General features: G+C 40.5%; 18 protein-coding genes and 1 rRNA gene. 14 read left to right on the top strand and 5 right to left on the bottom strand.

The annotated features are described in order from the left end of the window. The first annotated feature begins 71 nt into the window (after positions 1-71). From Q0688_RS24400 to Q0688_RS24355, 10 genes are all read left to right on the top strand, one after another. Entirely contained in the window at positions 72-1,979 is a 1,908-nt protein-coding gene (locus Q0688_RS24400; RefSeq protein WP_299083461.1) for a S9 family peptidase, read from the top strand. Positions 1,980-2,313: 334 nt separating this feature from the next. Further along, positions 2,314-2,973, top strand: coding sequence for a phage shock protein PspA (pspA, locus tag Q0688_RS24395; RefSeq protein ID WP_299083458.1), 660 nt, complete (start codon positions 2,314-2,316; stop codon positions 2,971-2,973). Between the two features lie 36 nt (positions 2,974-3,009). Next, positions 3,010-3,210 carry a PspC domain-containing protein gene (locus tag Q0688_RS24390; protein ID WP_299083455.1) on the top strand — a complete coding sequence of 67 codons (201 nt, stop codon included), beginning with the start codon at positions 3,010-3,012 and terminating at the stop codon, positions 3,208-3,210. 26 nt (positions 3,211-3,236) lie between these two features. Then, a complete protein-coding gene (locus Q0688_RS24385) occupies positions 3,237-3,581 on the top strand; it encodes a hypothetical protein (protein WP_299083452.1) in 345 nt (114 codons plus the stop codon). Positions 3,582-3,784: 203 nt separating this feature from the next. Then, positions 3,785-4,174, top strand: coding sequence for a copper chaperone PCu(A)C (locus tag Q0688_RS24380; RefSeq protein WP_299083449.1), 390 nt, complete (start codon positions 3,785-3,787; stop codon positions 4,172-4,174). An 8-nt stretch (positions 4,175-4,182) separates the two neighbouring features. After that, complete coding sequence (locus Q0688_RS24375; RefSeq protein WP_299083446.1) at positions 4,183-5,175, top strand: DUF2333 family protein; 993 nt, start codon at positions 4,183-4,185, stop codon at positions 5,173-5,175. A 3-nt stretch (positions 5,176-5,178) separates the two neighbouring features. Next, positions 5,179-5,955 (top strand): TIGR04219 family outer membrane beta-barrel protein, encoded by a 777-nt coding sequence (locus tag Q0688_RS24370; protein ID WP_299083443.1) that lies wholly within the window; start codon positions 5,179-5,181, stop codon positions 5,953-5,955. 98 nt (positions 5,956-6,053) lie between these two features. Continuing rightward, positions 6,054-7,862 carry an assimilatory sulfite reductase (NADPH) flavoprotein subunit gene (locus tag Q0688_RS24365; RefSeq protein WP_299083440.1) on the top strand — a complete coding sequence of 603 codons (1,809 nt, stop codon included), beginning with the start codon at positions 6,054-6,056 and terminating at the stop codon, positions 7,860-7,862. Continuing rightward, positions 7,862-9,592, top strand: coding sequence for an assimilatory sulfite reductase (NADPH) hemoprotein subunit (gene cysI / locus Q0688_RS24360; protein ID WP_299083437.1), 1,731 nt, complete (start codon positions 7,862-7,864; stop codon positions 9,590-9,592). Before Q0688_RS24365 ends, cysI begins: the two co-directional genes overlap by 1 nt. A gap of 19 nt (positions 9,593-9,611) precedes the next feature. After that, the gene (locus Q0688_RS24355; RefSeq protein ID WP_299083649.1) at positions 9,612-10,319 is read left to right on the top strand and encodes a phosphoadenylyl-sulfate reductase; all 708 of its coding nucleotides are present in this window, start codon (positions 9,612-9,614) and stop codon (positions 10,317-10,319) included. A 30-nt stretch (positions 10,320-10,349) separates the two neighbouring features. Here Q0688_RS24355 and Q0688_RS24350 read toward each other — a convergent pair whose 3' ends face one another. Beyond that, a complete protein-coding gene (locus tag Q0688_RS24350; protein WP_299083434.1) occupies positions 10,350-11,249 on the bottom strand; it encodes a TIGR03899 family protein in 900 nt (299 codons plus the stop codon). Between the two features lie 213 nt (positions 11,250-11,462). On the opposite strand from Q0688_RS24350, the gene Q0688_RS24345 reads away from it, so the two are divergent. Then, positions 11,463-13,694, top strand: coding sequence for an EAL domain-containing protein (locus tag Q0688_RS24345; RefSeq protein WP_299083431.1), 2,232 nt, complete (start codon positions 11,463-11,465; stop codon positions 13,692-13,694). Here the strand turns inward: Q0688_RS24345 and Q0688_RS24340 are convergent. Further along, complete coding sequence (locus tag Q0688_RS24340) at positions 13,691-14,278, bottom strand: uracil-DNA glycosylase family protein (RefSeq protein ID WP_299083428.1); 588 nt, start codon at positions 14,276-14,278, stop codon at positions 13,691-13,693. The two genes, Q0688_RS24345 and Q0688_RS24340, sit on opposite strands and share 4 nt — an antisense overlap. Before the next feature lie 86 nt (positions 14,279-14,364). After that, positions 14,365-15,501: a fatty acid desaturase gene (locus tag Q0688_RS24335; RefSeq protein WP_299083425.1), complete on the bottom strand. Its 1,137-nt coding sequence runs from the start codon at positions 15,499-15,501 to the stop codon at positions 14,365-14,367. 165 nt (positions 15,502-15,666) lie between these two features. Between Q0688_RS24335 and fabR the strand changes: the two genes are divergently transcribed. After that, complete coding sequence (gene fabR / locus Q0688_RS24330) at positions 15,667-16,278, top strand: HTH-type transcriptional repressor FabR (RefSeq protein WP_299083422.1); 612 nt, start codon at positions 15,667-15,669, stop codon at positions 16,276-16,278. Here the strand turns inward: fabR and trmA are convergent. After that, positions 16,275-17,375, bottom strand: coding sequence for a tRNA (uridine(54)-C5)-methyltransferase TrmA (gene trmA, locus Q0688_RS24325; RefSeq protein ID WP_299083419.1), 1,101 nt, complete (start codon positions 17,373-17,375; stop codon positions 16,275-16,277). The two genes, fabR and trmA, sit on opposite strands and share 4 nt — an antisense overlap. A gap of 163 nt (positions 17,376-17,538) precedes the next feature. Here trmA and Q0688_RS24320 point away from each other — a divergent pair, with 163 nt between their 5' ends. Continuing rightward, positions 17,539-18,939 (top strand): DUF5610 domain-containing protein, encoded by a 1,401-nt coding sequence (locus Q0688_RS24320; protein WP_299083416.1) that lies wholly within the window; start codon positions 17,539-17,541, stop codon positions 18,937-18,939. Positions 18,940-19,025: 86 nt separating this feature from the next. Here the strand turns inward: Q0688_RS24320 and Q0688_RS24315 are convergent, their stop codons facing one another. Further along, on the bottom strand, positions 19,026-19,466 hold the full coding sequence (locus Q0688_RS24315) for an RNA-binding protein (RefSeq protein ID WP_299083413.1): 441 nt from the start codon (positions 19,464-19,466) through the stop codon (positions 19,026-19,028). Positions 19,467-19,988: 522 nt separating this feature from the next. Between Q0688_RS24315 and Q0688_RS24310 the strand changes: the two genes are divergently transcribed. Further along, positions 19,989-20,328 (top strand): 16S ribosomal RNA (locus Q0688_RS24310); the annotation flags it as partial.

The raw sequence follows: 20,328 nt of genomic DNA, 5'->3' as shown, positions 1-20,328 counted from the left end.
ACAATTTGCAAAATATCAGCTGCAATGATTGAGCTGTTAAATTAGTTAATTTTTTTATATAGGGAAATTTGATGTTTAAAACATTTGTTGTAGTTACATTGCTAATTGGGTTGAATCAGGCATTCGCCGCTGATAAATGGTCTTCATTTGCGCAGTTGCCTATAGTTGAGCAACCCAGAGTATCACCTGACGGCAGTAAAATTGCGCTTATCTATAACACCCCAGAAGGCCCAACCGTAAGTGTCACTACTTTTGGTAGTGTCGATTTTGACATCCTCGCTTCATTAAAACTCGGCCGTGATAGGGTAGATACTATTAGTTGGTCTGGTAATAAATACATTATCGTTTCAGCTAGCTCGCCTCAGTGGTACAACGGAGAGCATTTTCGAGTCAGTCGTTTTTATGCCTTTGATGTTGTTAACAAAACAAGTACGGCGTTGACAGAACGTCGCTTTACGTCTGAGAGCTGGTACGAATACGCAACTGTTAGATTAGTGTCTTTGTTAAAGCACGACCAGGAACACATTCTAGTGTCAACTTACGATAAGTACGATGAAGGTTATGCTGTGTTTAAAGTGGAATTGAGCACTGGAAAGTATAAAAAGGTACAAAATAACAAACACGATATTCGTAGATGGAGTGCCGATATTAATGGTGTTATCAGGTTGGGTGACGCCTATGATAAAGAAGACGGACAGGTTACCCGTACTATATGGTACAGAAACAAAGCCGAAAGTGAGCTGGTTAAGCTGCATACTAAAATCATTGGACAAGGTGAGACATTTAACGTAATTGGACTGACCAAGGGAGGCTCCAAGGCTTATATATTATCTGATAGAGAAACACAGCGTGAGGCCGTTTGGCTTTACGATATTGTCTCTGGTGAGTATGAATCAATGGTATTTGGTCATCCTACCTATGATGTTGCCGGAGGCTTACGAAATAGTGAAGGTGAATTAATTGGTGTGTATTACAGTGATGATTACTCCAGAAAACACTACTTTAATCCAGAAGATGCAAAATTAGAGCAAAGCTTTGCAAAATTGCTTAAGTCTGAACATGTCACTATTGTTAGTAAAAGTGCTGATAAGACGAAAATTTTGGCCGTCAAAGAAAGCGATAACCAGCCAGCGCTTTTTGTGCATTTTGATTTGGCCAGTAAAAAAGGTGGTGCTTGGGTATCCGAGTATCCTCATTTGAGTAAGGCTAAGTTTCCACATATTGAAAATTACACCTTTACCGCATCCGATGGACAGGTTTTGTCTGGATACGTTACCTTCCCAGAGAATGTCAAACAACCACCTTTGATTGTGTATCCTCATGGTGGCCCCCATAGTCGTGACTACAAGTATTTCAATCCACAACTTCAGTATTTGGTCTCTTTGGGGTATGCGGTATTACAAGTCAATTTTAGAGGCTCAGAAGGGTTTGGTTCAGCGTTTGAATCTGCCGGATATTTTCAATGGGGCAAACGTATGCAACAAGATGTATATGATGCGATGGACTGGCTGATTAACACTAAGCGAGTATCAACAGATAAAGCATGTATAGTCGGGGCCAGTTATGGTGGGTACGTTGCGCTAACCGCTAGCTTTCAGCAACCCCAAAGGTTTGACTGCGTTATTAGCATTGCTGGATTGTCTGATATAAAAACTATGGTACAGGATGAAGATACTTTTGGCTTTTATACTGGGCATATTGTAGATATTGACGATGAAAAAGCGGTGGCACAATTGGATCAGGTTTCTGCCATTAATTACATCGATAAAATAGCCGCGCCAATACTGCTTATTCATGGTACTAAAGACACCCGAGTGAACGACGAGCAGTCTGAGGATTTCTATGACAGTGCGAAACGCAAAATAGATGTAAAGTATGTAGAAATAAAAAATGGTACGCATTTTTTTGATGACAATGAAAGTCAGCAGACTCTTTATCGTGAAATGACCTTATTTTTAGAAGCTAACCTAAAACCATAAATTTACAACACACAAGTAGTCAAAGTGACGGAGGAGCAGTATTTAAAAACAACTGCTCCTTTATTTACTTTACCTATCCGTTCTTATTATTCATCTCTCATCAATATCACTTCGCCAATTTGTTGGTTGTGATTTTCACTAATCACTTAGTCTATTTGACTAAATTATTATGTTTAAACCAAGTTCACAGCAGCTGTTAACTTTGGCTATAAAATAATATCTATATAAAACAATGTGTTAGGTGTTTGTTTAAGTTGGCATAACACTTGTAATAAGTCTAGTAGTGCTGGAATAGTTCAGCGAAACATTTATTACAATTATTGGAGAAATCAAAATGGGTATGTTTTCAAGAATGTCAGACATAGTACAAGCCAACATCAACGCCATCTTAGATAAGGCTGAAGACCCGGCGAAAGTTATCAAGTTACTGATTCAGGAAATGGAAGAAACCTTAGTTGAGCTTCGCTCGGTTGCTGCTACTAACCTTGCTGAAAAAAAGCAGCTGCAACGTCAAGTAAGCAAACTGCAACAACAAATCGCTGCATGGCAATCAAAAGCGACCTTAGCAGTTGAAAAGAATCGTGAAGACTTAGCTAGAGCGGCATTAGTAGAAAAACATCATAGTCAGCAAAGTCTCTCAGCCTTAGTTGAAGAGCAAAGTGTTATTGATGAGTCACTCACAAAGATTCAGAGTGATATGGGTAAATTGCAGGACAAACTTGTTGAAGCAAGAGCCAAACAAAAATCTTTAGTGGTTAGAGAGCGTTCAGTGGCGGTAAGAATGACCGCAAAAAATAAGGTTCATTCAGTCAAAATTGATGATGCGATCATTCGTTTTGAGCAATATGAACGTCGCATCGACGATCTAGAATCACAAGTTGATGCTTATGACTTGGTAGAAGAATCCCATGGACTAAACGCACAATTTGATGCACTAGAAGCGGAAAGCCAAATTGAACAAGAGTTAGCGGCTTTACGTAAAAAAGTGGCTTAGTTGTTAGTTTTAATCATCAAGTTGTAGGAGATAAACATGAGACGTTATATCGAAGTAAACAGGTTATATAAAGACTCAGCTCATCGCAAAGTAACAGGTGTGTGCGCTGGCCTAGCTAGGCACTGGAGCGTGCCTAGGCTGGCTGTTCGCATAGCAGCTGTGGTGTGTTTGATTACACTGCCAACGGTTACGGCGATTGCATATATTACCGCCACACTACTACTACCTAGCCGATAGTAGTAGTGGGATATTAAGGATAGGTTATGTTAAAAAATATTATTTTGGCTGTGCTCATCGCGATTGTTTTGACATACAGCCTTGGTCATCTATCTTCTCAGTGGTTGGATTTGCAGTTAAACTTTGCTGACCATCACTTCGAGCCCATAACCTCAATCATTGCGCTAACCGTTATAGTGGCAGTATTGGTTGTGGTGGGTTTTGTTATCGCCTTTAGCATAGTTGCCGCCATAGTATTTGCCCTTATTGCTGGTGGCATTGGTTTGTTTGTTGCTGGGCTAAGTGTATTTTGGCCAGTGATCCTATTCACCTTAGTCATTTTTTTATTGGTTCGAGATAAACAAACACCTAGGTATAGGGTATCCAGATAAGCAACCAGGTGCATATTGAAAAATGTTTATGAGCGAACTTATCTATAGCTGAATTAATGGTAAAATTAGAGATCTAGGACAAACTTTTAACTTTTATGGTTGGCAAGTTAATTGGAATTGCTGAATAATCGCCAGTATATTTTTTATTTGATAGGTCATTTATGCTGCGATTGATTGTTTTGTTATCAAGTTTGGTTACTTTTATGCTTAATGCTGAAGTAGCGATTACTGACGCAACAATTAGGTTATTGCCACCTGGTGTGCCAAATACAGCGGCATATTTTTCATTGCAAAACAGTTCGGATAAAAAGCTGACTTTGATTGGTGCTACGGCGGGTTTTGCCACTAAGGCAGAGATACATAATCATGTAATGGTGAATAATATGATGTCTATGCAACAACAGTCCGAAGTCGTCATTGAATCGGGTAAAAAGGTACAGTTTGCACCAGGCGGTCTGCACATTATGCTATTCGGCTTAACCCATCCATTACAAGCAGGGCAGTCACTAACCATTAGTCTCCAGACTAAAGAAGGTAAAGTTATTGATGTTATCGCTAACGTCGCTAGGCCAGCTGCCCACTCACATCATTAGGAAACAACATGAAACGTTATTTCGCTCCAAAATGGCTTCTAAGTGCAACTGCGTTGCTTATTTTTTTGTTATGGGTTTTGTCGATATTTTGGAGTAGTGAGCCCGATTTATTCGAACCCGAACTGCTGGCGCAGCAGCAAGCGAGTCACAGAAACGAAACTGTTGTAGCGGGTTACACTATCACCACGAGTTTGATAACAGTGGCTGAATCGTTGCTAAATAAGTCTGGCGGTTATCTGTCAAATGATGTGTTACCTCCAAGTGTGATGATGGATAATATGCCTAGTTGGGAGTTTGGTGCGTTAGAAATGACTCGGGATTTAGCGTTGGCAATGCGTCAAGACTTTAGCCGCTCTCAAAGCCAATCATTAGAAAACCCCTTTTTAACTAAGGCTCAACCGCAATTTAACATCGATAGTTTAAGCTGGTTGCTGCCTTCTGCCGAGTCCAAGTATCAAGAAGGTATAGATAATTTGTATGCCTATAGAAGCAGTTTGTCTGACAGTAGCCAACAACAAGGGCAATTCTATGCAAGAGCAGATAATTTGCGGGATTGGCTGAAACAAATAGAGAAACGTTTAGGCAGTTTGTCTCAACGCCTCAGTGCTAGTGTTGGCCAAGAGCGTATCGACACCAGCTTGGCAGGTGACGCGCAAGCTATTCAATCAACGCCAACCGCAAGCCGCCTGCTTGAGAAAGCTAGCTGGTGGCAGTTAGACGACAACTTTTATGAAGCTCGAGGCGCCAGTTGGGCCTTACTACATTTCTTAAAAGCGGTCGAAGTGGATTTTGCCGATGTACTCGAAAAGAAAAATGCGCGAGTCAGTTTGCAACAAATTATTCGTGAACTCGAAGCCACCCAAGAGTCACTTTGGAGTCCGATGATCTTAAATGGCAGCGGTTTTGGCACCTTAGCCAATCATTCATTGGTCATGGCTAACTATATTTCTCGTGCAAACGCAGCTCTCATTGAGCTGAGTGAATTGCTAAATCAAGGATAAATTATGAAGAAAACTGTGTTGTCTTTTAGCTTGCTCGCCTTACTTACTAGTGTAAGTAGCCAAGCTGATACTTTGCTTGGTTTATACGCCGGCGCACAAGGCTGGAATATGCAAACTAGCGGTGGATTTTCGGAAGATGGTAATAATGGAAACTTTAACTTTGAAGATGAGGCTAAATCTAATATTTATATCGCTTTTGAGCATCCGGTGCCTGTTATTCCAAATATTAAACTGCAACGCACAGAGATGGATACCTTAGGTGATGTGACCTTAGATACTAATTTTACTTTTGGGGATGAGTTGTTTTCTCTTAGCACTACTGTTTCAACTGACGTACAACTCACTGCCACCGACATTATTTTGTATTACGAATTATTTGACAATGATTTAGTAAGCTTCGATTTTGGTATTAATGCAAAATACATTGAGGGTGAGTTTTTAGTCACAAGTGAAGACGACCCCAGCAGAGTAGGGCGAGAAGAATTTTCGGGTGCAGTGCCTATGTTATATTCCCGTGTTGCGTTAGGTGTGCCTTTTACGGGGTTTGGCGCTTATGTAGAAGGCAGTTATTTAAGTATTGATGACAATACAGTGTCAGATTATCAGGCTGTGATCACTTACAGTCTGATGGAAAATTTGGCATTAGATGTCACGTTTCAGGTGGGTTATCGCGTTGTGGCAGTAGAACTTGAAGATATTGGTGATATAAAAGAACTCAATAATATTTATTCTGATCTTGAATTTAAAGGGCCTTTCGCAGGAATAGAAGTTCATTTTTAGTGTGAACTAATTTAGTTATAAAAAATTAGTTTTTATTCTTTCCAGTTATGAAGTTATGTCGCTAACCTATAGTTGTATTAATAACGGTTAGCGATTCTATGTCATCAGTAAAAAATCAAGCCACAGGGCTTGCCGCAGGTTTAAATGAAAACCAGTGGTCTCAAATTAATCAGGCCACGGCCGCACTTAACCCACAACAACTCACTTGGCTAAGTGGCTATTTAGCAGGATTAGCGCAAACAGGGCAACCTGCGGCAGCGCCACAATTAAGCCATCACGCTGCTAAGTCATTGACTATTTTGTATGGTTCGCAAACCGGAAACGCCAAATCTGTTGCCCTAGAATACAAAGCTAAGTTAGATGCCCTCAATGTGCCGGCTAAAATAGCCAGTATGGCCGACTACAAACAAAAGCAGTTGAAAACAGAAAGCCATATTGTGGTTATTGTTAGTACTCATGGTGAAGGTGAAGCACCAGACGATGCGGTGGCTTTACATAGCTTTTTGGTCAGTAAAAAAGCACCTAAACTCAACGACCTGAAGTTTTCGGTATTGGGTTTGGGTGATTCAAGTTACGAATATTTTTGCCAAACAGCAAAAGACTTTGACAAACGCCTGCAAGATTTAGGGGCAACACCTATTACTGATCGTGTTGATTGTGATGTAGATTACGATGCCGACGTATCCACTTGGTTTGAAACCGTCACTCATCAGGTAAAAGACGAGCTCGGGACAAAAAGTTCGCAATCAGTGGCGCCTTCTTTAGGTATCAGTGCTGAACCAGAAACGGGCAGTCAATACACTAAAAAATCTCCTTACTGCGCCACTTTACTTGAAAGCCAAAAAATCACTGGTCGAGATTCGGTAAAAGATATTCGTCATATAGAAATATCCTTAGAAGACTCCGGTATTCAATACCGTCCCGGAGATGCTTTAGGTGTTTGGTTTAAAAATGATGTCGCACTAGTTGATGCGCTTATTAGCGAGCTTGGTTTAGACAGTGATGCAATAGTAACCTGGTTAGGCGAGGATTATGCGTTAAGTGAGATCTTAGTGAACAAATTGGAGCTCACTCAAAGTTACCCTACTTTTGTGAGCCAGTACGCTCAGAGCGCCGATAGCGTTGAACTTAATGCACTGCTGGATGATAAATCAGTATTACGGGAGTTTTTGGCTCAGCGTCAAATCATCGATATTGTGCGCCAGTTCCCTGCGAAAATCACCGCTCAGCAACTCGTGTCTAGCTTAAGAAGTATGACACCGAGGCTATATTCAATAGCTTCTAGTCAAGCAGAGGTGGAAGACGAAGTGCATTTAACCGTGGCCTTAGTTGAATACAATGCGCATGGTTATGGCCACCAAGGTGGTGCATCAAGCTTCTTATCTTCTCGTTTAGAGGAAGGAGGAGAAGTCAATGTATTTGTGGAGTCTAACGACAATTTCCGTTTGCCCGATGATGACAATGCACCTGTTATCATGATTGGCCCAGGCACAGGTATTGCGCCTTTTAGGGCGTTTATGCAGCAACGAGAAGCAGAAGAAGCTAGTGGCGAGAATTGGCTATTTTTTGGCAATCCTAATTATACTCAAGACTTCTTGTATCAAACCGAGTGGCAGCGTTTTGTTAAAGATGGAGTCGTTAACAAAATTAGCTTGGCATTCTCACGAGATCAAGAGCAAAAAATCTATGTGCAAGATCGTATGCTCGAACAAGGCCAAGAATTATATCAATGGCTTGAGCAGGGCGCGCACATTTACGTGTGTGGCGACGCCAATCACATGGCCAAAGATGTGCAAGATGCTTTAGTGCAAATTGTGATTGAACATGGTGCTAAAACCACAGAGCAGGCAGAACAGTATATTTCTGATTTACGCCGAGCAAAACGTTATCAAAAGGACGTTTACTAATGAGTGAAGACAACAAGAAATTCGTAGTTACAGGTAAGTTAGCCGATAACGAGCGTTTAAAAGAGCAAAGCAATTTTTTACGGGGCAGCATTGCCGAAAACTTAACGGATGATCTAACCGGGGCATTTGTTGGCGACAACTTCCAGCTAATCCGTTTTCATGGCATGTATCAGCAAGATGACAGGGATATCCGCGCCGAACGTGCCAAGCAAAAGCTTGAACCGCTACAAAACGTGATGCTTAGAGCGCGTTTACCTGGAGGTATTATCACGCCAAAGCAATGGCTTGCCATCGACAAGTTTGCTCAGCAAAAAAGTATTTATGGCAGTATTCGTTTAACCACTAGGCAAACCTTTCAATTTCATGGGGTGCTAAAACCTAATGTTAAGCCTATGCATCAAATGCTCAATCAAGTGGGCATTGATTCTATTGCCACTGCGGGTGATGTAAACCGTAATGTACTCTGTACCTCAAATCCAGTTGAATCAGAGGTGCATCAAGAAGCATACCAATGGGCCAAAAAAATCAGTGAGCACTTGCTGCCAAAAACCCGTGCCTACGCTGAAATTTGGCTTGATGGCGAAAAAACCGAAACCACAGATCATGAACCCATTTTAGGGAACACCTACCTACCTCGTAAGTTTAAAACTACTGTGGTTATTCCGCCGCAAAACGATGTAGATGTACATGCCAACGATTTAAACTTTGTAGCAATTTCCGAAAACGGTAAGTTAATTGGTTTTAACGTGCTAGTGGGCGGTGGTTTAGCCATGACTCATGGTGATACCGCAACTTTTCCTCGTAAAGCGGACGACTTTGGTTTTATTGCCCTTGAACATACCTTAGCTGTGGCAGGAGCTGTTGTGTCTACCCAAAGAGATTGGGGAAATAGAGTCAATCGTAAAAACGCTAAGACTAAGTACACGTTAGAGCGTGTAGGTGTTGAAAATTTCAAAGCCGAAGTAGAAAAACGCTCAGGCGCTACTTTTGAGACAAGTCGTCCTTATGAATTTACCTCAAGAGGGGATCGTATCGGTTGGGTTGAAGGTGTGGATGGTAAACATCATTTAACCCTATTTATCGAAAATGGCCGAATTTTAGATTACCCAGGCAAAACTCTTAAAACCGGGTGCGCTGAAATTGCCAAAATTCATACTGGTGATTTTCGCCTTACCGCCAATCAAAATATGATAATTGCGGGTGTACCTAAAGAACAAAAAGCACAAATTGAACAGCTGGCACGCCAGCACGGTTTAATGGCCGATGATGTTAGCCTGCAACGTAAAGATTCTATGGCATGTGTGGCCTTGCCTACTTGTCCATTAGCTATGGCTGAAGCCGAGCGCTATTTACCCGATGCGGTGTCACAAATCGAAGCCATTCTGACTAAACACGGTATACCAGATGAAAGTATTATTTATCGGGTGACAGGTTGCCCCAATGGGTGTGGCCGCTCTATGCTGGCGGAAGTGGGTTTAGTTGGTAAAGGCCCAGGCAAATATAATTTGCATTTAGGAGGCGACCGTCAGGGTACACGTATTCCTAGAATGTACCGTGAAAATATCGATGAGAAAGAAATTATGAAGGAGTTGGATGGCTTAATAGGCCGCTGGTCTAAAGAGCGTGATTCAGAAGAAGCTTTTGGTGACTTTCTTATCAGAGTTGCAGTAGTTAAACCCGTTATTGACTCAGCTAAGGATTTTTACGATGACCCAAGCTATTCAATCTAATGTTGTCGATTTTGTTGATATGAAAATTTCTGGCGATGAATTACAACAAACTAATCTGTGGCTTGAGGACCAGTCGGCTATGCAACGTGTTGAGTGGGCGTTACAACATTTGCCGCAAAATTTTATGCTGTCATCGAGCTTTGGTGCGCAAGCCGCTGTGATGTTGCATATGGTGACTCAGCAGTACCCTGATATCCCAGTGGTTTTGACAGATACTGGCTACTTGTTTCCTGAAACCTATCAGTTTGTAGATTCCTTAACGCAGCGCCTAAACCTAAACCTTAAAGTGTATCGCTCCGAACTATCTGCTGCTTGGCAAGAAGCGCGATTGGGAAAAATGTGGCAGCAGGGTGTTGAAGGTATTGAAAAGTACAACGCCCTTAACAAAGTTGCTCCGATGCAACAAGCGTTGCAGGAATTACAAGTAAAAAGCTGGTTTGCAGGGTTACGTCGTAGTCAGTCGGATATGCGAGAAAGCTTGCCTGTGGTGCAGAAGTTACAGAATCAATACAAAATTTACCCCATTATTGATTGGTCGAACAAAGACGTACATATGTATTTGAAACAACATGATTTGCCTTATCACCCGCTATGGGAGCAAGGTTATGTCTCAATTGGAGACTGGCATAGTACTCGTTCATTAGAAGAAGGCATGAATGAACAAGATACTCGGTTCTTTGGGTTGAAAAGAGAGTGTGGTCTGCATGAATTTGGAGATGGTATCTAGCGACGTTGGCAGCAGCGTTTATAAGACTATTTAGAGAATATCAAAAGTATTGTCTAATATGGCCCTAAGCGACTTTACATAAGTGTCTTGTCGCTTTTGTGTCACCAATTTACACAATTCAGCTCCTGTAGTGGTGAACTTATAATAAACCATTGTGGTGCCATTACGTTTTGCTGATAAACCTAGTGACTGTCCTGCACAGCGCCATTCAGTGGAAATATTGACAGGCAGTTCGCCAGACTCAATCTCGCTTTGGTGAATTAAGCCTAAATCCATCAACGACAATATATCTGGGTATCCTAAACCAAACTCTGCAAGGTTAAGTCTGTGCTCTTTATGGGAGCTGAAAAAAGACCAGATACTGGTTTTTTGATAATATCCTAGTAAAATTTTAGGCGATGACTCTCCCTTACGTCTGCTCGTTAAATTAACCGCATTACGAAAAATTTGCGCATCCTTTTGGGTTAGTTGTTTTAATAAACCTAGAGTCTTTAAGGAAAAGCTGCCAGGCCTCGCTGTTTCAACTGCAAAAATTTTGCCCCAAAGCTCTTGCATGGCGGGAGAATATATTTCCTCGGCCATTTTTACAAAACTAAAAAACCAATCGGGATCTAATTCTTCTGTATTGCCGTCATCTAGGCAAAAATCTAAAGCCCTACCAAGAATATTTTGAAGGTTGCTTATTTTGCGTTCGGCTAATAGCGCTTTCTTACGTCTAACTTTGTCATCTAAGCTGGTGGTTTCTTGGGTGCGGTTACTTTGTTGTATTCCTGCTTGGGAGAACCAAAAGGTAATGCGTTTTTGAGTGGAATGTCTGCTTAATTTATTTTTAGATTGGGTTTTAGATGTGTTTACACCGGCCATGTCTTTTTGGGGTGGCGTAGATGTCACATTATTTGTAATAGATGGAGAGTTAGACTCAATTTTCATAACGCTTTAAACCGTGTTCCCAATTTAGTGTATTACCAACTATATTGCGTTAATTCTTATTACATGAGCAAATAAAAATGTTAAATTTGATTAATACTGGCAAATTATTTTGTGTTGTCATAAATTTTCTTCGTGTTGTATTGAGGGGATGTGACTTTAAAGGTAAGTCTCGCTTGATACTGGCAGTAGGATTTCGACCTATATGGAATGTAAATGAGCTCTAATAAATATGATAATGACGAACTAATATTTTTGTCAGAAGACACTCACTCGAGCACCGCTAATGTATCTGGAAGGTGGAACGTACTGGTTGTCGACGATGACGAAGAAATACATGCCGTTACTCGATTAGCGCTATCGGATTTGGTTGTCAACGATAAGGTCTTACATTTTATTCATGCCTATTCTGGCGATGAAGCGTTAAAAATAATCGCTGAAATGGGTTCTTCTATCGCTATTATATTGCTGGACGTCGTTATGGAAGCCGACGACGCTGGGTTAACTGTGGCAAAAAAAATGCGCGAAGAAATGAAAATTTTGGAGCCTCGCATCATTTTACGTACAGGGCAGCCCGGTTATGCTCCCGAAGAACAAGTGATTAAAGACTACGATATTAATGATTATAAAACCAAAACTGAGCTGACTCGCAGTAAGTTGGTAACAACCATTATCGCCTCCTTGCGCTCTTATCAACAAATATTATCCATTAATCAAAGCCGCAAGGGCCTACAACAAATTATCACTTCAGCTGCAAATTTAATGGAAGAACACTCGGTTAGGAATTTTTGCGAAGGCGTAGTGACGCAAATAAGCTCACTAATAGGCTTAGAAACCGGTGGTGTGGTGTGTGCAAAAGCGGGATCAGTGTTAGATAAAGATGATGATGGTGTGTATGTGCTTGGAGCGGCAGGTGAATTTGCTCCTTACATCAATAAAAAGCTAGAGAGTTTACATAACGAACGCATAGTCAAATATGTGACTAGTTGTTTACAGCTCAAAAAGCACATATTTGAAAACGAGTTTTCAGTTCTTTACCTGAGTAGTTCAGGATACGAGGCCGCGGTATTTTTGCAGGTAGGTAGAGGGATAAGTGTTGTTGACCAACAACTACTTGAAGTATTTTTGTCGAGTATTTCTATAGGATATGAAAATGTTAATCTGTTCCATCAACTTCGTACTGCGGCTTTTAAAGATTGGTTAACTAAGCTGCCTAATCGTAGTGAGTTTATTAATCTCCTTGACGAATGCGGTGCCACTAAAAGCAGCAGTGAAAAAGCACTAGTGGCATTAATAGATATCAATCATTTTGCCGATATCAATGATGGGTTAGGGCAAGAGGCGGGTAATAATACTTTGCTTGCTGTCACTAAACGTTTAGAAGAAACGTTTTCAGACAAGGTTGAAATAGGGCGTATTGGCTCTGACGTGTTTGGTCTAATTGGTGAAGAAGCTGATGTTAATCCACAAATATTAAATCAAATGTTTGCTGCCCCCTTTAAAGCAGGGGAACACACTTTGCCTCTGTCGGCCTGTTTTGGTTTTTGTCGGTTGCAGGGAGTACCACAAACCGGCATTAATATTTTAAAACAGACTAATATTGCCCTAAACATTGCTAAGAAAAACCTGAAGGCAAATTTTGAGTATTACGCTCCAGAAATGGAGCAAGAAACGACTTGGCGTTTGGATATGATCAGGCAGTTGACCAGAGACTTTGACGCTAAAAAGTTACAGCTTTGGTATCAACCTCAAGTTGATTTGGTGACTGAAAAAATTGTAGGAATGGAAGCATTACTGAGATGGCCAACATCTGATGGTGGTTTTGTATCTCCTGCCGTATTTGTACCTTTAGCCGAATACTCTGGACAAATTATTGATATCGGTATCTGGGTTCTTGAAGAGTCATGCCGACAGTTAAGTGCCCTCAGTAAACTCGGATATACAAGTTTGCGTATGGCAGTGAATATTTCCATGCCTCAGTTTAGAGATCCAAACTTTATTGATACAGTGAAAAATATCATAACAGAACACGCTGTAGCGCCCGATAGGATTGAATTAGAAATTACTGAAAGTGTGGTAATGGATGAACCTCAAATCGTAATTGAGGCCCTAAGCGAGTTAAAGCAGTTTGGTGTTAAAGTGGCGGTTGATGATTTTGGTACGGGTTTCTCGTCTATGAGTTATTTACAAAAGTTGCCACTCGATCGTTTAAAAGTCGATCGTTCTTTCATTAACGAAATTACGCCTGGTAAAGCTGCGTTTATTGCTGAAACTATAGTGACCTTAGGCAATCGACTAGGGTTATCTACAATTGCAGAAGGTGTCGAAAAACGAGAACAAGCTAGTTATATGTTGAAATTAGGCTGTGATGAAGCTCAAGGATTTTTATTTGCTAAACCTATGCCATTTGAACAGTTGCTTGAATTTTTAGCCTCGCAAGAGAGTTAATTCTTGGTGTTATTTGGGATTTTGGTTTGCAGTATTTTTTGCATCTGTGGCAATACCTGGGTTTCAAACCAGTTATTCTTTTTGAGCCAAATATTATTTCTTGGTGACGGGTGTGGCAATGGCAAAAATTTAGGTTGGTACTCTTGCCAGTTTCTAACCCGTTCGGTGAGTGTTTTTTGGTCTTTTAAGTAATAATCTTGGGCGTACTTGCCCACTAGCAGAGTCACTTTTGAAGTATTTTGTGGTACCAAAAACCTTTGCCACTTAGGTGCACATTCTGGTCTTGGAGGTAAGTCGCCAGAATGTCCTTTCCCGGGATAACAAAATCCCATAGGTACAATAGACAAAATGTTACTGTCATAAAAAGCTTGCTCTGTCATGTTTAACCACAAACGTAACCTATCTCCAGAAGCATCATTCCAAGGTTTATTTGTTTGATGAGCTTTAATACCCGGTGCTTGACCAATAAGAATGATCTTTGCATTCGTTGAATATTGCAATATGGGTTTAGGTGGAAAAGGCAGTGATTTGTAACATTCAGAGCATTTTTTGACTTGGGAGATAATGTCAACTTTATCCGCCATTGCAAACTCCAAATCTATCTTGCTTGAGTAATGCTAGTCATGCTGACTAACATTACTCAAGGTGTGACCTTACTGGTATTATCTGGTTATTCAGCAACTGCGGGTAAAAAGTCGAATTGACTAAGTTGTAGCCATTTTTGCTTTTGTAACGCTAAGCTCTGTTTTAATTCTTTATATTTGTAGTGTACTTCTAAGTTTTCATAGCTGCGTTTTAAGCTTTGTTTCTTGATGGTCATAAGTTGTTTCTTAGCGGCATAATAATCGGTCATACGTTGAGCTAAGAGTTCGTACTCCCGTTGTACTTTGACCAAAATTTCGTCAGCATCGGCAAGTTTTGCAATTTTTTCCTGAGCCAATTTTAGTTGCATGGCAGCTTTTGCTTTTTCAATTCTTTCTTCTGAGCAACGTCTAAGATTGCTGGTTAAACCAATAAAAGATAAACCTCTAATGAGCCATTTTGTGGGATCAAACTGCCACCATTTGACACCATTTCTGTAGTCATACTCGAAGATGTGATGAAAATTATGATAGCCCTCACCAAAAGTAAAAAAGGCTAGAATATCGTTATCCCGGGCAGTATTTTTATCGGTGTAAGGTTGTTTGCCCCAAATATGAGCCAGGGAGTTGATGAAAAAAGTAACATGATGCACTACAACCAAACGGAACACCCCAGCTAACAGCAGCATTCCCCAGATATCGCCATTTATCCATCCTAGTAATAATGGTATGCCAAAGTTGGCGCAAAGCATGATTTTTAAATAGTTATTATGTTGCCACATGACCACTGAGTCTTTTTGCAGATCACGACAGTTACTATAATCAGCATAACGGTGAACTTGATACTCTCTTAACATCCAACCTATATGTGAATACCAAAAGCCTTTTTTGGCTGAATATGGATCTTGCTCGTTGTCGTCAACATGTTTGTGGTGAATACGGTGATCCGAACACCAATGTAATATGCTATTTTGTAACGACATGGCACCACCAACTGCCAAAACGACCCTAACAAAAACGTTGGCCTGAAACGCTTTGTGTGACCACAAGCGGTGGTATCCGGCTGTGATAGACATCCCTGAAAAATAAATTAAAACTAAACAAGCCACCACTTCAAAGGTGTCAAAGCCATTAGTAAATGCCTCAAATGGCACTAAAACCGCCGCTATAAGGCCGGTAATTACAAAAACCAAAATATTGGTAAGTATCAAACGTGGTTTTTTCATTTCTCTAATTTATAATTTCAGCTTACATGTGTACGCTATTTTACGTTGCCTTGCAGGTTTCGCAAGCGCTATATGTATTTTGTGGATATTTCTTCTGTAAATGTTGAGCTTATTCACGTTAGAATTTACAACATATTGAACAGCCATACGTGATAGGCCTTGCTATTGACTCGACAACAACAAAAGTTGCGCACTCGGCGCTCTATTATAGAGGCTGCATTTTCGCTGTTAGATGAACAACGTAGTTTATCTAGCATCAGCCTTAGGGAAGTGGCAAGGGCTGCAGGTATTGCACCTACATCTTTTTATCGACACTTTAAAGATATTGACGAATTAGGCTTAACCTTAGTGGATGAAGCTGGTTTGGCATTGCGACAACTAATGCGTCAAGCTAGGGTTAGAATTGCTTCTGGTGGTGGAGTGATCAATACATCAGTCAATACATTTATGGAGTTTATAACCGCAAACAACAATGTTTTCAGACTGTTATTGCGAGAGCATACAGGTACATCAATGGCATTTAGAGCAGCAGTATTGCGAGAAATAAAACATTTTACTGTTGAGTTGACTGATTACACTATATCCACAACTGGATTGCCTTACGATATCGCTAACCTTCAAGCAGAAGCTATGGTCAAACTGGTTTTTAGTGCAGGAGCTGAGGCCCTTGATGCCACTGCTGAGCAACAAGTTAATGTTGCTCAGCGAGTAAAACAGCAATTGAGGTTTGTGGTAAATGGTGCCATGCAAGCTAATGTTATACCAAACCCAGATTAGCTTTTCTTCTGTAAGTAGACGCCACATTCTGCATGGTGTGTATAAGGAAATTGATCGAATAAGGCAAATCGAGTCACAACATGAGTTTTTAAAAGTGTGTCGAGGTTGTGTTTAAGTGTGTCTGGGTTACACGAAATATAAACAATGTTTTCATATTGGCTTACCATATCCACTGTACTGTCATCTAAACCCGCTCGAGGGGGATCAACCAATACGGTTTTGCACTGATAATCGGTTAAGTTAATACCTGCTAAACGACGGAATTCTCGTACACCTTGTTGTGCTTCAACAAATTCTTCACTCGACATCCGCACAATCTTTAGGTTCTTGATATTATTTTGCAAGATGTTGTCTTGCGCAGCAGCTACAGATGTTTTAGATATTTCTGTTGCTAGTACTTTTTCAAAATTTTGAGCGAGAGGTATAGAGAAGTTTCCTGCACCACAATATAGCTCAAGTAAGTCGCCACTGGTGTTTTGAGTAATATCCAATGCCCATTCAATCATTTTAGTATTTACATGAGCATTAGGCTGAGTAAAACTATTCTCGATTTGTTTGAAGGTGAAGTTCCGCTGATTGATGGTTAACTCTTCGGTAACATAGTCCTTATTCAGTACAATCTTTTGTTTTTTAGCGCGGCCAATAATATCAATTTTGTATTTTTTTCTTAGTGTAGAACGGATTTCTTGCATGACGTCTACCCACTGCTCATCTAATGCTTTGTGATACAGCAAAGACACAATGATTTCTCCACTAATTGTGGCTAAGTAGTCAACCTGAAATAACTTTCGTCTTGCTGGCTCATTATTTTTAAGCAACAAAATTAAATCAACCATAACCTCATTAATAAGTATGCAGGCTGGTGGAAAGTGGTGTACTTGGTACTTTTGTTTAGTTGCTTGATCAAACATTATGTGATGCAGTTCATCACCATCATGCCAAAGTCTAAATTCGGCGCGCAATCTATAATGTAGCGGCTCTGATGCAAATATTTCCAACTCAGGCATTGGATGTTGGGCAAAATTGTCTTTTATAAACGTTGTTTTATTTTGCAGTTGTTCAGAATAGCTGCTTGCCTGGATCTCAGTTGGCCGCATGTTGTTCCTCTATCTTTGGTATTCAATGCGCGCAACTTAAAGTGTTTTTAGGCAGTCTGCAATATCTATATATTCAGACATAGGACAAATTTTAATCAAATCGCGCTAAAGTATTATAGGGAGGCGGTCGATAGAGTAAGATGAGGATAGTGAGGTATCTGCCATGAACATTAGTCAATTAAAAGCTTTTTTAGGTAATAAACCCCAACATATTGGGGATGATAGTATTAAGAATCAACTGCGTGACGCGGGTTTAAAGCAGGCTATTACTGGCTTGAATAGCCATGCTTTACAGCGAGTTGATCAATTCAGTTCCAGCGCATCTTTGGGTATGCATATATATTCGAACGCTTTAAATAACACCTTAGAGGTCGACAGGAAAAGGCCTGACTTTTCAGCTCCAGAGTCTAATGAGTCTGAAGCGTCTTTATTTGATTTCGAAGAAATTGCGAAAAATGTACTCACTTTTGTTGGTGGTGCAATAAAGAATGCGCATAGTCGCGGCGCTGACGTCGGTGAGTTGAACGACTTATTTGAGCAAGCTTCATCAGGTGTACTTAAAGGTATAAAACTGGCTGAAAAGGACTTGGGTGGATTCTTAAACGATGAAATCGCAGAAGGCATTAGTAAAAGTAAACATCTGATTGAAGAAGGTATTGCTAATCTGAAGCACGACATTTTAAATTCTGAAACTGTTGGTATAGAAAATACTGCTTCCTCCGTGGTTAACAGTACTAGTGTGTCTTACGCAAAACAACAGACTGGTGAATTGAATATTCGTACTAGAGATGGTGATAGTGTGAATATAAGATTTGAAGACCTGCGTGAATTTGAGCTGAATCAGCATCAGATATATGAAGCTGTTCAACAGCCAGAGGATAAAGAGGTAGCAACTAAAAAGCCAGTTGAGCAAACCATAGCTTCCACCACAGAGTCTGAATCCCCGCTTTCTGAGATAGAAACAGAACTCGAACCGGGTGATGAGGTTGACTCGATTGAAGAACCCTTAGAGCCGATACCTTTAGCCGTTCAGAGGAATGCGGTTTTCTACCAAGAGAGCTCATTATCATTTTCAGTAAATGGTGAACTCGATGACGATGAACTTAAAGCGATTGGTCAATTAGTATCCGATTCTAATGCTTTGGCTGAAGAGTTCTTTAACGGGGATATTGAGACAGCGTTCAACCAAGCTTTAGAGTTAGGGTTTGATGAGCAGGAATTATCTAGTTTCGCATTGCAGCTAACAAAAGCAGAAAATACTGAAGTGATTAAAGCCTACGAAACGGTTTCTCATTTCGATGAAGATGGAGTAGACAACGATCCTGCTAAGGCGGTTAAACCCGTCGCTGAATATCTCGATAAACTTCTAAATGTTCTTGAAGGTTCAAAGCGTCGACTCGCTGATACCCAATCATATGAAAATGTAATCAATGAATTGATTAATAAGCTAGGTGATGAGGTGGCTACACCAGATTTGATATCTGCTATTCATCGGTTTAACGAGTTTAACCAAAAGTTAATAAACAACTTACCTATTGGTTATCAACCAGAACAGCAATCTTAAGAACTCGAACTTTGAATCAGTGGTGGTTTATCTCACCAAATAAAAAGGCCAGCATATTGCTGGCCTTTTTGGATTGAGAATTAAATTTACGCTTCTTCAACTTTGTCTTTTGCAAGCCTTACTTTCAATGTTCGTTCTTGAAAAGTTGAATCGTTCAAATTCTTTATGGCTTTATCCGCACCCTTAGTACTCATTTCAACAAATCCATACCCTTTTCGTTTCCCGGTTCTGCGATCTTTCATAAGCCTGACTGATATAACGGTTCCTTGCTGCTCAAAATGCTCTTGAACAGCCTCTTCATTGGCGCGATAAGGTAGGTTGCCTACATAAAGTGTGGATACTTCGCTTGACGCTTTGGATGAGGAAATAAACTTAGCTATCGATGGGACTACTAGGCCTCCCACTAATACGCCTATTACTGCTGTCCATTGAGCGGGCATATCAGAAGCTACTATGGGAATAATGACATAAAGAACAATAGCTAAAATAACAGTGGTAAAAATATTCAAAACAAAAGATGGATTCATGTGGCGGTACCTAAAAAATTATTATGGTTATAAGAATAAAAGCGCACTTATGGTACCCATTTATATGGTTTACGCAAACTGTATGAGTATGTATCAGTAATAGTTTTATAAAACATGCTCAAAAAATAGAAGCTTTTAGGTGGTTTTGGTGGATTAATAACCACTTAAACATTTATTTCAAATAAGTGCTTGCATAGGAATCTGTTCTCTCTATAATGCGCCCTCGCTTCAAGGGAGACCACTTAGGACTCTCGCAAAATGGCTAACATTGTTAACCTTTTGTAAATTAGCTTAGGCTATGATTGGTGCGGGATGCAGCAAGATTTAATTTGAATTTATTTTAAAATAAATTGTTGACATCAAAAGGGAATGACGTAATATACGCCTCCCGCTTGAGAGGGTCCACGGACAGCATCTTAAGCCGCTAACGCAGTTAGCATGCTCTTTAACAATTAGAACAAGACAATCTGTGTGGATACTCACGTTATGAGTGTTCACCAAAAAAATTCATGTATTAATATTTAATTGAAGAGTTTGATCATGGCTCAGATTGAACGCTGGCGGCAGGCCTAACACATGCAAGTCGAACGGAAACATGTCTAGCTTGCTAGATGATGTCGAGTGGCGGACGGGTGAGTAATACTTAGGAACATGCCTTTTGGTGGGGGATAACTATTGGAAACGATAGCTAATACCGCATAATGTCTACGGACCAAAGGGGGCGCTTGCGCTCTCGCCTAAAGAGTGGCCTAAGCGAGATTAGCTTGTTGGTGAGGTAAAGGCTCACCAAGGCGACGATCTCTAGCTGTTCTGAGAGGAAGATCAGCCACACTGGGACTGAGACACGGCCCAGACTCCTACG

This window comes from uncultured Paraglaciecola sp. (assembly GCF_937123705.1).
Lineage (GTDB): Bacteria > Pseudomonadota > Gammaproteobacteria > Enterobacterales > Alteromonadaceae > Paraglaciecola.
The sequence above is the reverse complement of the archived record's forward strand: the minus strand, read 5'-3'. Positions and strand labels throughout refer to the sequence as shown.